Raw genomic sequence first — 14,413 nt, 5'->3', positions numbered from 1 at the left:
TGCTTCGACAAGCTCAGCACAAACGGATGAGAGGGTGCGCATGACCCGCCTCCGCATCCTGTCGATCGCCACGCTCTTCCCCGACACGGCGCGCCCCAACTTCGGGCTGTTCGTAGAAAAAAGTCTGCGCGCGCTTGCCGCGCAGCCGGGGGTCGACCTCACCATCGTCGCGCCGGTCGGCCTGCCGCCCTTCCCCTTGTCGCTTCATCCGCGCTACCGCCAGCTCCGCGCCCTGCCCCGCGCCGAAAGCTGGAACGGCCTTGTCGTTCACCGTCCACGCTTTCCGCTGATCCCGCGCATCGGCGCGCGCTTCAACCCGGCAATGGTCGCGCGCGCCGTGCTGGCGGCGGTGCGCGGTCAGGCGTTCGACGTCGTCGACGCCCAATTCTTCTACCCCGACGGTCCCGCCGCGATGCGCGTCGCGGACGCGCTTGGCCTCCCCTTTTCGGTCAAGGCGCGCGGCGCCGACATCAGCCATTTCGGCCATGACCCGGCAACCGCGCCGCAGCTGATCGAGGCCGCAGACAAGGCCGCAGGCCTGCTCGCCGTGTCGGACGCAATGCGCCGCGACATGGCGGCGATCGGCATCGATCCCGCCAAGATCGCGGTCCACTACACCGGCATCGACACCGCCCGCTTTGCCCCCGGCGACCGCGCCGCGGCGCGCGCCGCGCTGGGTATCGGCGACGCGCCGATGATCCTGACCGTCGGCGCGCTTATCCCGCGCAAGGGGCAGGCATTGGTGATCGAGGCGCTGCCCGCGCTGCCCGGCGTCGATTACCGGCTCGCCGGGGCGGGCGAAGCCGAAGGCCACTACCGCGCGCTCGCGCAGCGGCTCGGCGTCGCCGATCGCGTCCATGTCATGGGGCCGGTCGCCAATGCCGACCTGCCGATGCTCTATCGCGCCGCCGACGCGGTGGTCATGCCGTCGGTCAGCGAGGGCCTGGCCAATGCGTGGGTCGAGGCGATCGCGTGCGGCACCCCGATCGTCATCAGCGATGCCGGGGGCGCCGCCGAACTGGTAACATCGCCCGCCGCGGGGCGGATCGTCCAGCGCACCCCCGAAGCGATCGCCGCCGCGGTGCAGGTGATCCTGGCGAACCCGCCCGCGGCGTCGGACGTCGCCGCGAGCCTTGGTGATCGCTTCGACTGGGACCGCAACGGCCGCGAACTCGCCGCGCATCTGCGCCGCTGTGCGGGTTCTCGCGAATAGTTTGAATCGTCATTGCGAGCGAAGCGAAGCAATCCAGAGCGGCTTGTCACACGCTGGATTGCTTCGCTCCGCTCGCAATGACGAAGAGAAGATTACGCCCTAAACAACCGCGCCGTCGTCCTTGCGCTCGACCCGTTCGCCGCCGGTCATGCCCGCGGTGGTGCGCGGGACAAAGCTGTCCGGGCCGACCTTCAGCCAGACCAGCACCGGGGTCGACATCAGCACGGACGAATAGCCGCCGATGAACACGCCGAACAGCATCGCAGCGGTAAAGCCGAAAATCACGTCGGGGCCAAAGATCAACAGCACGCCGAGCGCGAGCACCATCGCCAGGGTGGTCATGACGGTGCGCGACAGCGTTTCGTTAATGCTGAGATTGAGGAGCGGAACAATCTCCATCTTCCGGTATTTTTTCAGATTTTCGCGAATGCGGTCATAGACCACGATCGTATCGTTGAGCGAATAGCCGACGATCGTCAGCAAGGCCGCAACGCTGTTCAGGTCAAACTGCATCTGCGTCACCGCGAACAGGCCGAACGTCAGCGACACCTCGTGGAACAGGCGGCCCAGCGCACCGACGCCGAACTGCCATTCGAACCGTATCCAGATATAGATCGAGATGCCGATGATCGCGAGGCCCAGGCTGATCGCGCCGGTACGGATCAATTCGCCCGACACCTTGCCCGACACGGTTTCGACCGAACCCGCCTTCGCGGTCGGAAAGGCTTTCTGGATACCCGCTACCAGCTGCTGCCCGGCGCGCTCGGCGGCGGCCTTGTCGCCTTCGGGCAGCGCGGTGCGGATCGATACCGCCTTGTCGGATCCGAACTGCTGGATCGTTGCTTCGCCCAGGCCGATCTGGCCGACCTTTTCGCGAATTTCATCGATCGGCGGCATATTCTGCGCGAATTCGACCCGCACCGACTGGCCGCCGACAAAATCGACGCCGAAATTAAGCCCTTTGACCGCGACCAGCGCAATCGACACGGCCACCAGGAAAAAGCTCATGAAAGAGGCGAATTTCCGCCACCGCAGAAAGTCGATATTCGTGTCGTCGGGGACGAGTTTCAGCAAGCGCATCTCTTCGCTCCCTTTAGATGTTGATCGACGTCGGACGCGCCGTCCGCAGCCAATGGGCCACGAACATACGGGTAACGGTGACGGCGGTGAAAACGCTGGTGACGATGCCGATGGTCAGCACCACGGCAAAGCCCTTGATCGGGCCCGAGCCGAACCAGAACATCAACACCGCGGCGATGACGTTGGTGACGTTGGCGTCGAAAATCGCACGGCTGGCTTCGGAATAGCCCAGGTCGATCGCCTGGAACACCTTGCGTCCGCGTTTCAGTTCCTCGCGTATTCGCTCGTTGATCAACACGTTGGCGTCGACCGCGGCGCCGATGGTCAGCACGAAACCCGCGATGCCCGGCAATGTCAGCGTCGCGTTGAACGCCGCCATGATCGCGATGATCAGGAACACGTTAAAGAACAGCGCAATATTCGCATAGATGCCGAAACGGCCATACACGACCATCATCAGCACCAGCACCGCGACGGTGGCGATGATGCCCGCGATTGCGCCCTTGCGGATCGAATCGGCGCCAAGTTCGGGAGTGACGGTGCGTTCCTCGACCACCGCCATCTTCACCGGCAGGGCGCCCGAGCGCAGCGAGATCGCCAGCGCATTGGCGCTCGCCACCGAAAAGCTGCCCGAAATTTGCGCGCTACCGCCCAGGATCGGTTCGTTGATCGACGGCGCCGACAGCACCTTGCCGTCGAGCACCATGGCAAAGCGCTTGCCGACATTCTGCGCCGTCACCTTGGCAAAGGTGTTCGCGCCGCCCGAATCGAAACTGATCGACACGACCGGCTGGTTGTTCTGCGGATCATAGCTTTGCTGCGCGTTGATCAGCTGCTCGCCGCTGATCATCACCTGGCGGCGCAGCACTTCGAACGACGCGCCATTGCCCTCGCCCTCGGCATAGGGGACGATTTCGCTGCCCACCGGGACGCGGCCCGCGGCCGCCTCGGCAGGGTCGGCGTTGGGATCGACCATGCGGAATTCCAGCCGCGCGGTCTTGCCGATCAATTCCTTCAGCGCCGCCGGATCCTGCAGGCCCGGCACCTGGACGACAACGCGGTCGTTGCCCTGGCGGATGATCGTCGGTTCGCGGGTACCGAGATCGTTGACGCGCTTGTCGATGATGTCGCGCGCCGAATCCATCGCATCGGCGACCGCCTGCGTCTGGCCGGCGGTGGTCGGGGTCATCACGATGCGGGTGGTATCGATGATGTCGATATTCCAGTCGCGCTGGCCGGTCATCGCGGCGCCCTGCGTCTGGCTGAACAACCGGTCGCGCGCCTCGTCGAGCTGCGCCTGATCGCGGATCAGAAAGCTGATCTTGCCGCCCGCGGTCGCCAGTTCGCCGATCGCGATATCGTCGTCGGGGCCGCGCTCGCCGCGCATCGCGGTGCGCACGGTCTTTTCCATGTTGGTCAGCTGGGTCTTGCGCAGATCCTCGATGTCGGCCTCGAGCAGCAGATGGCTGCCGCCGGCGAGGTCGAGACCCAGGTTGACCTTGGCCTGCAGGAACGACGGCAGGCTGTTCAGCGTCTTTTCGGGCAGGAAGCTGGGGACGGAAAAGATGATACCGAGCAACAGGATGATGCTGATGCTGATGGTTTTCCAGCGCGGGAAATCGAGCATGGTCTAAAGGTCCGATAGCATGCGCGGGGCGGCGACGCCGGCCCCGCCGCGTCAGTCGTTGGCGGGCTTGGCGCCGGGCTGCATCACGTCGGCCAGGGTCGATTTGACGACCTTGATCTTGACGCCCTGCGCGATTTCGACGTCGGCGAAATCATCGTCGACGCGCGTGACCTTGCCGACGATGCCGCCGCCGGTCACCACCTGATCGCGCGGCTTCACCGCCGCGATCTTGGCGCGATGCTCCTTGGCGCGCACCTGCTGCGGGCGGATCAGAAAGAACCAGAACACGACAAAGATCAGCAGATAAGGCACCAGCATCAGGAAACCGGCAGCCCCGCCGCCCGATCCGGCCGCCTGGGTCAGAAGCAATTGCGTCGACATGGGTGAAAAACTTTCCGTTTGAAAACGCGGCCCGTTCCAGGCGGAACCGGCGCGGATGAATGGCGCGGCGCCTATCATGCAGGGGGCCAGCGCGCAACCGGTCGCTGCGCCGCCCCCTTTCGCAGGCGCCGCCGAAATGGGGAGGATGGCGCCAAGGTCAAGGGCGCCAGGGCACGCGATCCGTCTGCCACCTCGCGCCGCGCCTTTGCTCAGGAGAGCCTTGCATCCCCCGCCAACCCGCGCTAGGGGCCTCGCCTGCCCAACAGGGCCGGTCGGGACGTAGCGCAGCCTGGTAGCGCATCACACTGGGGGTGTGGGGGTCGGAGGTTCGAATCCTCTCGTCCCGACCAATTATTCCATAAGGCCCGCCGCGACCCGCGCGGCGCTTTGGTGGACCGATCTCAATCCAGCCCGAGCAGCTTGCGCGCATTGCCGCCGCGAATTTGCGCGCGCTCGGCCTCGGTCAGGTCGAGCTTGTCGAGTGCATCGAGGGTTTGCGGCAGCGACATCTGCGGAAAGTCCGACCCCAGCAGCACTTTGTCGACCCCGACATTGCGGATCGTCCACACAAACTCGTCCTCGATCGGCGAATCGGCGGCAATCAGGACGGTGGCGCTGATGTCGAAATAGACATTGTCGGCGAACAGATTTTCCGCCGTCCGCGCCAGCGCCAGCATGTTCCAGAAGCGGAAATTGAGCGCCCCCATATGGGCAAAGATGAACCGCGTCTTCGGCGCCTGCAGCGCGAGGTTGAACAGATTTTCATTGTCGTTGGCGACGATATTGGCGTTGTCCATGACGACGATCAGCCCGACCTCGCCCGCCCGCCGCACCAGCGCCAGCACCCGCGGATCGGCGGCATCGAACCGCTGCGTGTGCGGATGGATCTTGAGCAGCTTGACGCCGCGCGCGGCGACGCGCTCGACCTCGGCAATGGCGGCGGCGCCGTCATAGGGGTGGACGGTCGCGATCGCGATCATGCCCGAATGGCGCGCCGCGAGCGCGATCAGCGCGTCGTTGTTGGCGCGAATCCGCTCGGGATTGCCCGCCAGTGCCTGGTTGGGGCCGCCGAACCACATCGCGCCGAACGCCGCGACCGACTGGCCCTTGGCCTTCAGCTGTGCCCGATAGTCGCCGATCGACGCTTCACCCTTGTGCAGATGGACATGGGTATCGATCACGACGTCTTGTGCGGCCGCCAACCCCGGCGCGGCGAGCGCGAAGGCCAGCAGGGAGAGCGCCAAAGCCAGGGTCCGCATGATGGTTCCTTTTTCGATGGGCAAGCGATGCGCCGCCCTGCCACGCACTGCCACAGGGCGGCGGGGCAGGACAACTACGCCCGGGATAAAGCCCGGCGGGTCAGGGGCGCAGCACGACCTTCCCCACCACTTCGCGCCGTTCGAGCATCGCAAAGCCCGCGCGCCAGTCGGCAAGGTCGAGCGCGGCGTGAACGTGCGGGCGGATCGTTCCCGCCGCCGCCAGCGCATCGATCGCCGCGACATTCTCCGCCCCGCGCGCTGGAAAGCGGCGGCCATATTCGCCCGCGCGCACCCCGACGACCGAAAAACCCTTGATCAACGGCATGTTCACCGACACCTCCGGAATGCGGCCCGACGCAAAGCCGATCACCAGCAAGCGGCCGCCGAAGGCGATACAGCGCGTCGATTCGTCGAAGACATCGCCGCCGACGGGGTCGAAGATCACATCGGCCCCGTCCTGCCCTGCGCTGCCGCCGGTCAATTGCTTGACGCGTTCGCGAAACCCCGGCCCGCCGTCGATCACCGCATCGGGGGCGTAAAGCCGCGCGATCGCATCCTGCTTGGCGGCGCTGCTCGCCGCAGCGATCACCCGCGCCCCGAGCGCCTTGGCCAGATCGACCGCCGCCAGCCCGACGCCCCCCGCGGCGCCATGCACCAGCGCCCATTCGCCGGGCTCCACGCGCGCCCCGCGGACCAGCGCCACATAGGCGGTGAGGTAGGCGACCGGATAGGCCGCTGCTTCGTCCCACGACAGCCGATCGGGTTTCGCCCGCAGCGCCTCCGCCGGCGCGACGCAATATTCGGCCATCGCGCCATAGCGGTTGCCGCCGACCACCGCGTCGCCGACCCGCCAATCCGCGACCCCCTCGCCCAGCGCGTCGATCTCCCCCGCAAACTCCAGTCCCGACACAAAGGGCAACGGCGGCTTCAGCTGATAATCGCCGCGCGTCATCAACAGGTCGGGAAAATTGACCGCCGCCGCGCGCACCCGCACCCGCACCTCGCCCGGCCCGGGCTGCGGCACCGCCACCTCGCTCAGCGCCGCCCCCGCATGATCGGGCAATAATTCGCGCACCTGCAACGCCCGCATCGAAAAAGGCCTTTCCTACAATTTTCCAATATGGTTCGTTACTGAACATAGAACAAACCACAGGAGCGAATCATGTCCCGAACCGATTGCCCGCGCGTCGACGCCGACGCGCTGATCGATGCCGTCATCGACCGCGAAGGCCGATATGTAAACCACCCCGCCGACCGCGGCGGCCCGACCTGCTGGGGAATCACCGAAGCGGTGGCGCGCGCGCAGGGTTATGACGGGCCGATGCGCGACCTGCCGCGCGCCGACGCGGCGGCGATCTATCGCCGCACCTACTGGCTGCGCCCCGGCTTCGACCGCGTCGCTTTGCGCGCGCCCAAAATCGCGGCCGAGCTGTTCGACACCGGCGTCAACATGGGGACCGGCACCGCGGCGGGGTTCCTCCAGCGCGCGCTCAACGCGCTCAACCGCGCCGCGCGCGACTATCCCGACATCGCGGTCGATCGCGACATCGGCGCGCGCACCCTGTCGGCGCTCGATGCCTTTCTGCGCGCGCGCGGCGTCGGCGGCGAGACGGTGCTGCTGCGCGCGATGGAGGCGCTGCAGGGCGAACGTTACATCGCGCTCGCCGAACGCCGCCCCAGCCAGGAAGCCTTTCTCTACGGCTGGCTCGCCAATCGCATCGGCGAGCACTGACGCCGTTCGGCGCGCCATTGGGCTGAACTTCCCTGAACTTTGAACCTGCAAGGAGTATCGCCATGAGCATCATCGAAGGCCTGATCGGGCCGATCGCCAAGCTGATCGACAAGATCATCCCCGATCCCGAAGCGCGCGACCGCGCCAAGCTGGAACTCCTCAAGATGGAGGGCAGCCAGGAAATGGAAGCGATCCGCACCCGGATGACCGCGATTGTCGCCGAGGCGAACAGCGCCGACCCGTGGACCAGCCGCGCGCGGCCCAGCTTCCTCTATGTCATGTACACGCTGCTGCTCTGGGCCATCCCGATGGGCCTGATCGCCGCGGCGCGGCCCGAGATGGCAAAAGGCATTGCGGAAGGGATGAACGCCTATCTCGCGGGGATTCCCGAGCCGCTCTATGCGCTCTTTGGCACGGGGTATCTGGGCTACACCGCGGCACGCGCGTGGGGGAAGGCAAAGGGGGTGGAAAGTTGAGTTAAATCGTCGTCCCCGCGAAGGCGGGGACCGCTGGAGGACTGCTCGGCATCGCTGCGTAAACCGCCAGCGGTCCCCGCCTTCGCGGGGACGACGTTCAGCCCTCCACGACCTTCGCCAAATTCGCCAACGACGAATTCAGCCCTTCCAGGTGATCCTTCGCCGAAATCCCCGGCGGCACATGATGCGCGTCGATCGTCACCAGCGTGCCGCCGCCTTGCCGCGACAGATACCAGTGCATCGCCATCGTCCCCGAAAAGCGCGGGTCGTCGGACGCGAATTCGACCTCCCACACGATCAGGCGGCCGTCGTCGAGCGTCGGGATATAGACCTCGACGACATCGCTGTCGTCGTCGCTCTTGGTCTCGACGTCGGCATCGTCGAACGTCAGCCGCATCAGAAAGCCGCCGCCCGGGCGCAGGTCGACATGCTCGAATTCGCCCGTCGCCCCCTCGGGCGGCAACCACCGCGCCAGTTTCGCCTCGCTGGTGAAGGCCGAAAAGACGTCGACCAGCGGCGCCGCGATCAGCCGTTCGGCATGATCGGTGCGCCGCGTCTTCTTGGTCGGTTTCAAACCAGTGCGGCTTTGACCGCGGCCACCGCGCTATCCGCCGCGCCGCCGTCGGGACCACCGCCCTGCGCCATGTCGGGCCGCCCGCCGCCGCCCTGCCCGCCGAGCGCCGCGACCGCGAGCTTGACGAGATCGACCGCATTATGGGGGGCGCCGTCGGTCACCCCGACCGCCACCGAAGCGCGCCCATCGTTGACCGCGACCAGCATCGCGACGCCGCTGCCGACCTGCTTCTTCAGCCCGTCAACCGTGCCGCGCAGTTCCTTGGGATCGAGCCCGTCGACCACCTGCGCGATGAACGCGGTGTTACCGACCTGCTCGACGGCCGGCCCGCTCGCCGCACCGCCGCCGCCCATTGCCAGCGCCTTCTTCGCATCGGCGAGCTCGCGCTCGGCTTTCTTCAGCGCCTCGGCCAGCTGCGCCACGCGCGCCGGGACGTCGTCGGGCGACGTCTTGAGCGCCGCGGCCGCTGCCTTCAGCGCCTCGTCACGGCCATTCAGCCACACCCGCGCGGCGTCGCCGGTCAGCGCCTCGATGCGCCGCACCCCCGACGACACCGCGCTTTCGCTGATGATCTTGAACAAGGCGATGTCGCCCAGCGCCCGCACATGCGTGCCGCCGCACAGCTCGACCGAATAGTGATTCTCGGTCGCCTTGCCCATGCTGAGCACGCGCACCTCGTCGCCATATTTCTCGCCAAACAGCGCCAGCGCGCCCGCCGCGACGGCGTCGTCGGGGGTCATCAGCCGCGTCGTCACCGCTTCATTGCCGCGGATCTGGGCGTTCACTTGCGATTCGACGTCGGCGATCTCTTCGGCGCTCAACGCCTTGGGATGCGAGAAGTCGAACCGGAAACGGTCCTCGGCAACCAGGCTGCCCTTTTGCGTCACATGCCCGCCCAGCCGATTGCGTAATGCCGCGTGCAGCAAATGCGTCGCGCTGTGATTGGCGCGGATGCGGTCGCGGCGTTCGGCATCGACGGTCAGCTGCACCGTGTCGCCGACCTTCAGCGTGCCCGCCTCCAGCTTCGCCTGATGCGCGTGCAGCCGCCCGAGCGGCTTGCCGGTGTCGCTGACCGATGCCCTCGCGCCGCCCAGCGTCGCGATCGTGCCGCTGTCGCCCATCTGGCCGCCGCTTTCGCCGTAAAAGGGCGTCTGGTTGGTCAGCACCACCAGCTCGTCGCCCGCCTGCGCGGCATCGACCTGAACGCCGTCCTTGACCAGCGCGATCACCTGGCCTTCGCCCACGGTGGCGCCGTAACCGGTGAATTCGGTGCTGCCGTTCGTTTCGGCCAGGTCGAACCAGATTTCCTCCGACGCCTTTTGCCCGCTGCCCTTCCATGCCGCGCGCGCCGCCGCCTTCTGCTGCGCCATCGCGGCGTCGAAGCCCGCACGGTCGACCATAATGCCTTGCGTACGGAGCGCGTCCTCCGTCAGATCATAAGGAAAGCCATAGGTGTCGTAGAGTTTGAAGGCGACATTACCCCCGAGCGTCATCAACTCACCATCGGGGTTATGAGATTTGATCGTTTGCACGGCCTCATCAAGAAGCTTCAGCCCCTTGTCGAGCGTCTGGCGGAACTTGGTTTCCTCGCGCTCCAATGTCTCGGCGATCAGCGGCTGGGCGCGGATCAGCTCGGGATAGGCGGCGCCCATTTCGGCGGTCAGCGACGGCAGCAGCCGGTACATCAGCGGATCCTTGGCGCCGAGCAGATGCGCGTGGCGCATCGCGCGGCGCATGATCCGGCGCAGCACATAACCGCGCCCTTCGTTCGACGGCAGCACCCCGTCGGCGACCAGGAAGCTCGAGGCGCGGAGATGATCGGCGATCACCCTGTGGCTCGCCTGCGTCGCGCCTTCGGCCGGCACGCCGGTCAGGTCGACCGACGCCGCGATCAACGCCTTGAACGTGTCGGTGTCATAATTGTCGTGGACGCCCTGCAGCACCGCCGCAACGCGCTCCAGCCCCATGCCGGTGTCGATGCTGGGGCGCGGCAGGTCGACGCGGTCGCCGGGGCCGCGCTGGTCGTACTGCATGAACACCAGGTTCCAGATTTCGACAAAGCGGTCGCCGTCTTCCTCCGGCGATCCCGGCGGGCCGCCCCAGATATGGTCGCCATGGTCGTAAAAGATTTCGCTGCACGGCCCGCACGGCCCGGTGTCGCCCATCGACCAGAAATTGTCGTTGGTCGCGATGCGGATGATCCGCTCCTCGGGCAGGCCCGCGATCTTCTTCCACAGGTCGAACGCCTCGTCATCGGTGTGATAGACGGTGACCGTCAGCCGTTCGGGCGCCAGTCCCCAGGTCTTGGTAATCAGGTTCCACGCATGGTGGATCGCCTGCTCCTTGAAATAATCGCCGAACGAGAAATTGCCCAGCATTTCAAAGAAGGTGTGGTGGCGCGCGGTGAAGCCGACATTGTCGAGATCGTTGTGCTTGCCGCCGGCGCGGACGCATTTCTGCGACGAGGCCGCCGTGCTGTACGGCCGCTTTTCCAGCCCGGTGAAGACATTCTTGAACGGCACCATCCCGGCGTTGACGAACATCAACGTCGGGTCGTTGTACGGCACCAGCGGCGCCGACGGCTCGATATGGTGCCCGGTGCCCCCGAAATAGTCGAGGAACGAGCGGCGGATGTCGTTGGTCGATGTCATGCGCGCGAATTAGGGATTTTGCTGCCATGCGACAAGCCGCTTCGTGTCGATGATCATCAACGCCGTAATCGATCAGAAAGCGGTGGCGATCCCCTTGCCCAGATAGCAGGGCAATTGGCGCAGCACGTCGGCCTTTGGCACCCCGTCCTCGATCAGCTCGGCGGGCACTTCGGAGGTGTCGGTGCGCACCACGGTCCACTCGGCGCCGGGCGCGGTGCGGTGCACCGCGACATAACCGCAATCCATCGTCCCGTCCTGGCGATTGCCGCGGAAATCGAAGGCGGCGTAGAGCCCCGGCGGCTGCCCCGCGGGGTCGGCATACCAGTTCAGGCGCAGCACGCGGAGGGTGCCGTCGGCCCACAAGGTCGGGCGCTTGCGCAGTTTCATCTCCCATTCGAGCCGCGGGTTCGCCGCCTGGAACGACAGGCGCAGCATCGCATAGGCGCTAGCGTAGTCGCGCTTCGCGAGCGCCATCGTGTAGGCGGCGAAGCGGCCCATCGCGGCGCTTTCGTCGGCCGCCGGGGCGGTGAAAGTTGCGCCGTCGGCGCCGGTCGCGATCCGCTCGACCTCGGAGCCGAGCGGTGGCGCCTGCGCCGCCGCCGCGCCGGCGATCAGCCCCAGCGCGGCCAGCGGCAACCAGCGCCGCCGGTCAATAGCCATAATAGGCGCCGCCCTTTTCGCGCGCGCGCTGCCACGCCGGGCGCGAATGGCAGGCGTTCACAAAGGCGGCGAGTTTGGGATAGCGCGGCGCCATCCCCTGCATGATCGCGATTTCGGCCGGGAAGCTCAGCATGATGTCGGCCGCCGACAGGCTGTCGCCGATGAAATGGCCGGTCTCGCCGACGCGGCTTTCCATATAGGCGAAATGCGCGTCGAGTTGCTGGTTGATCCGCGGTTCGAGCGGCGCCGCCGCCTCGCCCAGCCGCGCGGTGTAGATGCGCAGCAGGATCGGGGTCATCGCCGATCCTTCGGCGAAATGCAGCCATTCGAGGTGGCTGACATGGTCGTCGGTGCCGCGCTCGGGCACCAGATGCCCGCCGCCGTGCCGTTCGCACAGATATTCGGTGATCGCGCCCGATTCGATGATCACGCGACTACCATCCGAAATCACCGGCGACTTGCCGAGCGGATGCACCGCGACCAGCTCGGGCGGCGCCAGGTTGGTCGTCGCGTCGCGGTCATAAAATTTGATCTCGTACGGCGCGCCGATCTCCTCGAGCAGCCACAGGATGCGCTGCGAACGGCTGTTGTTCAGATGGTGGACGATCAGGGTCATGATGCTCTCCTCAAAGGGTCAGGTCTTGTATGGGCCGTTGCGGTCGATCAGCGCCGCGAGTTCGCGAACCAGCTTCGCGCCGAGGATCGCGGTGACATCGCCGATATCGCGGCCGGGATGATGCTCGACGATGTCGGCACCGACGATCGGCGCGGTCTGCTTGTGCAGCACCGCCAGCACTTCGCGCACCGTCAATCCGCCGGGTTCGGGATGCGCGACGCCGGGCGCCGCCGACGGATCGATGCCGTCGAGGTCGATCGAGATGTAGAGCGGGCCGTCGAGCACGGGGACGCGATCGGGGGTAAAATCGGCCATCGGAATGATCTCGACCCCGAAGCGCGCCGCCTGTTCGCGGCAATGGTTGGTGAGCGTGCGGATGCCGACCTGCACCAGCCGCGCCGCATGGCCGGCCTCGCAGATGCGGGCAAAGGGCGAAGCGTGGCTGCGCGGATTGCCCGCAAAATCGTCGTAGAGATCGGGGTGGGCATCGAGATGGAGGATGCTCACCGGCCCAAAGCAGGTCGCCGCGGCCTCGACGAGCGGAAAGGTTACCGCATGGTCGCCGCCGAGCGCCAGCGGCACCTCGCCATCCTCATGCAGCATCACGACGTGGCGGCGGATCGCGGCATCGTCCTGCGCGGTGTTCTCGGTCAGCGGCAGGTCGCCATCGTCGGTGAACGCGATGTCGGTGCCGATTTCGGGACCGAGCTCGCTCGCCATATTGCCGCGGTCGCTGAACAGCGCGGCGCGGATCGCGGCGGGTCCGGCGGCCGCGCCGCGCTCGAAGCTGCTGTTGATATCGGTGGGCAGGCCAAAGAGGCGGATCGCAGGCATGGCCCGCTTGTAGCTGTTGGTCGGGGGTGTGCAAGGCGCGGCGAAGCTAATTGCAGTCGCAGGAGAGCATGTGCAGCATGTACGTAAATCACCTAGCCGTTGAAGCCGACTTATCGAACCCGATTGTGGACGTTGATCAACTCAGGCATCGTTCGCCTATGTCCCCACGCACCACCCTCCGGTATCTGCCTATCCCAACCGGATGGCAGGCGCTTCGTTATGCCATTCTGTCAGATGGTAACTTGGCCGTTGTCGCGACGGACGTTGACCTTGCGAAGGAATGGTCGCGCATTTTTGACGGTCTTGGAAGTGACGGGCCGATTGCCCCGCCGAGCCGTATCGACCAGCTAACCGACAGCGGGCGGGCGCGTCTGCTGACTTGGGACGCAGGAAGTTGGCAAGATGGTCCCGTCTTTCCGCTTGAGACCCCGCATCCGTTGGTTGATCGCTTTGCAGATGGCCGATGGCTTGTGGTGGGGGCTCGCGCAGTCGGCAAACCAAACGCGAGGGTACTAACCCCAGAAGGAGCGTTGCTAGCCAGATTCATGCTTGGCGACGGGATTGAACACATTGCGATCGACGATGCAGACCGGATCTGGGTCGGCTGGTTCGACGAAGGCATTTTTGGCGAAGGATGGAGCGTGCCGGATATGGAATGGCCGCCTTCCAGCAATGGTGTTGCGTGCTTCGCGCCAGACGGGAGCTTGGTGGACTTACCGTTATTGCCAAAGGAGGCTGGTTTCATCGCCGACTGCTACGCGCTCGCTCCTGCTGGGTCCGGTGTATGGGCATCGCCCTTCACCGACTTTCCGTTGGTTCGCTTCGTTCCCGGTATGCCGACGCGTTGGTGGCGAAGCGAACTTGATGGGCCGAAGGCGATCGCGGTCGATGGCACTTACGCGCTGGTCGCGGGAGGCTATCGTAACGACGCCGCGCGGTTGGCTTTGGTCCAACTTGAAGGACCGGGAAACGGTGAAGAGGCGATGCTTCTCGCGACATGGAGCATGCCGTTACGCTCCGCGCCTCCCGCTCAAAATGATCGGGTGCCAACGTGGGAGAGTCCGGATCTGCTAGCGGGTCGAGGCGATACCCTGCACCTGCTCGACGATGGTATGTGGCATCAATGGCGAGTAGCGGATGCCGTCGCTGCTCTCGGGCATACATAGAAACGAATGATAGCTTTGACCTGCTTGCCGCCAAAAAAGCAGACCTTCCCTAATCCACTCCAAAGCGGACGGGACGTTGCTCGCCCGCAAAACCGCCACAGCACAAAAGGTCAACGGCGGGCGGGTCGACCTGCGGGGAGAGGG

14 protein-coding genes and 1 tRNA gene are annotated in these 14,413 nt (G+C 65.9%); 5 read left to right on the top strand and 10 right to left on the bottom strand.

Annotation, left to right across the window (positions count from 1 at the left end):
* Nucleotides 1–40 precede the first annotated feature (40 nt).
* Entirely contained in the window at nt 41–1,213 is a 1,173-nt protein-coding gene (locus ACTIFP_RS06870; protein WP_439567973.1) for a glycosyltransferase, read from the top strand.
* Between the two features lie 99 nt (nt 1,214–1,312).
* Here the strand turns inward: ACTIFP_RS06870 and secF are convergent, their stop codons facing one another.
* Genes secF through yajC form a run of 3 tightly spaced genes read right to left on the bottom strand, consistent with a single transcriptional unit; the run spans nt 1,313 to nt 4,301 of the window.
* The gene (secF, locus tag ACTIFP_RS06865) at nt 1,313–2,293 is read right to left on the bottom strand and encodes a protein translocase subunit SecF (protein WP_439567972.1); all 981 of its coding nucleotides are present in this window, start codon (nt 2,291–2,293) and stop codon (nt 1,313–1,315) included.
* 13 nt (nt 2,294–2,306) lie between these two features.
* Nucleotides 2,307–3,920 (bottom strand): protein translocase subunit SecD, encoded by a 1,614-nt coding sequence (gene secD / locus ACTIFP_RS06860; RefSeq protein WP_439567971.1) that lies wholly within the window; start codon nt 3,918–3,920, stop codon nt 2,307–2,309.
* Between the two features lie 51 nt (nt 3,921–3,971).
* Complete coding sequence (gene yajC, locus ACTIFP_RS06855) at nt 3,972–4,301, bottom strand: preprotein translocase subunit YajC (RefSeq protein WP_168452466.1); 330 nt, start codon at nt 4,299–4,301, stop codon at nt 3,972–3,974.
* A 273-nt stretch (nt 4,302–4,574) separates the two neighbouring features.
* Here yajC and ACTIFP_RS06850 point away from each other — a divergent pair.
* Nucleotides 4,575–4,651, top strand: a tRNA-Pro gene (locus ACTIFP_RS06850).
* 51 nt (nt 4,652–4,702) lie between these two features.
* Here ACTIFP_RS06850 and ACTIFP_RS06845 read toward each other — a convergent pair.
* Together ACTIFP_RS06845 and ACTIFP_RS06840 are read right to left on the bottom strand one after the other, a co-directional pair.
* Entirely contained in the window at nt 4,703–5,560 is an 858-nt protein-coding gene (locus ACTIFP_RS06845) for an amidohydrolase family protein (protein WP_439567970.1), read from the bottom strand.
* A 100-nt stretch (nt 5,561–5,660) separates the two neighbouring features.
* Nucleotides 5,661–6,650 carry an NADPH:quinone oxidoreductase family protein gene (locus tag ACTIFP_RS06840; RefSeq protein WP_439567969.1) on the bottom strand — a complete coding sequence of 330 codons (990 nt, stop codon included), beginning with the start codon at nt 6,648–6,650 and terminating at the stop codon, nt 5,661–5,663.
* A gap of 72 nt (nt 6,651–6,722) precedes the next feature.
* Here ACTIFP_RS06840 and ACTIFP_RS06835 point away from each other — a divergent pair, with 72 nt between their 5' ends.
* Nucleotides 6,723–7,292 (top strand): glycoside hydrolase family 108 protein, encoded by a 570-nt coding sequence (locus ACTIFP_RS06835; protein WP_439567968.1) that lies wholly within the window; start codon nt 6,723–6,725, stop codon nt 7,290–7,292.
* 62 nt (nt 7,293–7,354) lie between these two features.
* Nucleotides 7,355–7,768: a holin family protein gene (locus tag ACTIFP_RS06830; protein WP_439567967.1), complete on the top strand. Its 414-nt coding sequence runs from the start codon at nt 7,355–7,357 to the stop codon at nt 7,766–7,768.
* Between the two features lie 97 nt (nt 7,769–7,865).
* Here the strand turns inward: ACTIFP_RS06830 and ACTIFP_RS06825 are convergent, their stop codons facing one another.
* The 5 genes from ACTIFP_RS06825 to speB all read right to left on the bottom strand — a co-directional run bounded on the left by ACTIFP_RS06825 (nt 7,866) and on the right by speB (nt 13,103).
* On the bottom strand, nt 7,866–8,342 hold the full coding sequence (locus ACTIFP_RS06825) for an SRPBCC family protein (RefSeq protein ID WP_439567966.1): 477 nt from the start codon (nt 8,340–8,342) through the stop codon (nt 7,866–7,868).
* A complete protein-coding gene (gene alaS, locus ACTIFP_RS06820) occupies nt 8,339–10,993 on the bottom strand; it encodes an alanine--tRNA ligase (RefSeq protein ID WP_439567965.1) in 2,655 nt (884 codons plus the stop codon). Before alaS ends, ACTIFP_RS06825 begins: the two co-directional genes overlap by 4 nt.
* Before the next feature lie 72 nt (nt 10,994–11,065).
* On the bottom strand, nt 11,066–11,653 hold the full coding sequence (locus ACTIFP_RS06815) for a hypothetical protein (protein WP_439567964.1): 588 nt from the start codon (nt 11,651–11,653) through the stop codon (nt 11,066–11,068).
* Complete coding sequence (locus tag ACTIFP_RS06810; protein ID WP_439567963.1) at nt 11,643–12,269, bottom strand: glutathione S-transferase family protein; 627 nt, start codon at nt 12,267–12,269, stop codon at nt 11,643–11,645. Before ACTIFP_RS06810 ends, ACTIFP_RS06815 begins: the two co-directional genes overlap by 11 nt.
* 18 nt (nt 12,270–12,287) lie before the next feature.
* Nucleotides 12,288–13,103, bottom strand: a complete 816-nt coding sequence (gene speB / locus ACTIFP_RS06805) for an agmatinase (protein WP_439567962.1) — start codon at nt 13,101–13,103, stop codon at nt 12,288–12,290.
* 158 nt (nt 13,104–13,261) lie between these two features.
* Between speB and ACTIFP_RS06800 the strand changes: the two genes are divergently transcribed.
* Nucleotides 13,262–14,269 (top strand): hypothetical protein, encoded by a 1,008-nt coding sequence (locus ACTIFP_RS06800; protein WP_439567961.1) that lies wholly within the window; start codon nt 13,262–13,264, stop codon nt 14,267–14,269.
* Nucleotides 14,270–14,413 lie beyond the last annotated feature (144 nt).

The sequence above is a fragment of the Sphingopyxis sp. genome, assembly GCF_051861155.1.
Classification (GTDB): domain Bacteria; phylum Pseudomonadota; class Alphaproteobacteria; order Sphingomonadales; family Sphingomonadaceae; genus Sphingopyxis.
The sequence above is the reverse complement of the archived record's forward strand: the minus strand, read 5'-3'. Positions and strand labels throughout refer to the sequence as shown.

Coding starts and splice junctions, on each gene's coding strand:
- ACTIFP_RS06870 (WP_439567973.1), top strand. CDS start 41: ATGACCCGCCTCCGCATCCTGTCGATCGCCACGCTCTTCCCCGACACG.
- secF (WP_439567972.1), bottom strand. CDS start 2,293: ATGCGCTTGCTGAAACTCGTCCCCGACGACACGAATATCGACTTTCTG.
- secD (WP_439567971.1), bottom strand. CDS start 3,920: ATGCTCGATTTCCCGCGCTGGAAAACCATCAGCATCAGCATCATCCTG.
- yajC (WP_168452466.1), bottom strand. CDS start 4,301: ATGTCGACGCAATTGCTTCTGACCCAGGCGGCCGGATCGGGCGGCGGG.
- ACTIFP_RS06845 (WP_439567970.1), bottom strand. CDS start 5,560: ATGCGGACCCTGGCTTTGGCGCTCTCCCTGCTGGCCTTCGCGCTCGCC.
- ACTIFP_RS06840 (WP_439567969.1), bottom strand. CDS start 6,650: ATGCGGGCGTTGCAGGTGCGCGAATTATTGCCCGATCATGCGGGGGCG.
- ACTIFP_RS06835 (WP_439567968.1), top strand. CDS start 6,723: ATGTCCCGAACCGATTGCCCGCGCGTCGACGCCGACGCGCTGATCGAT.
- ACTIFP_RS06830 (WP_439567967.1), top strand. CDS start 7,355: ATGAGCATCATCGAAGGCCTGATCGGGCCGATCGCCAAGCTGATCGAC.
- alaS (WP_439567965.1), bottom strand. CDS start 10,993: ATGACATCGACCAACGACATCCGCCGCTCGTTCCTCGACTATTTCGGG.
- ACTIFP_RS06815 (WP_439567964.1), bottom strand. CDS start 11,653: ATGGCTATTGACCGGCGGCGCTGGTTGCCGCTGGCCGCGCTGGGGCTG.
- ACTIFP_RS06810 (WP_439567963.1), bottom strand. CDS start 12,269: ATGACCCTGATCGTCCACCATCTGAACAACAGCCGTTCGCAGCGCATC.
- speB (WP_439567962.1), bottom strand. CDS start 13,103: ATGCCTGCGATCCGCCTCTTTGGCCTGCCCACCGATATCAACAGCAGC.
- ACTIFP_RS06800 (WP_439567961.1), top strand. CDS start 13,262: ATGTCCCCACGCACCACCCTCCGGTATCTGCCTATCCCAACCGGATGG.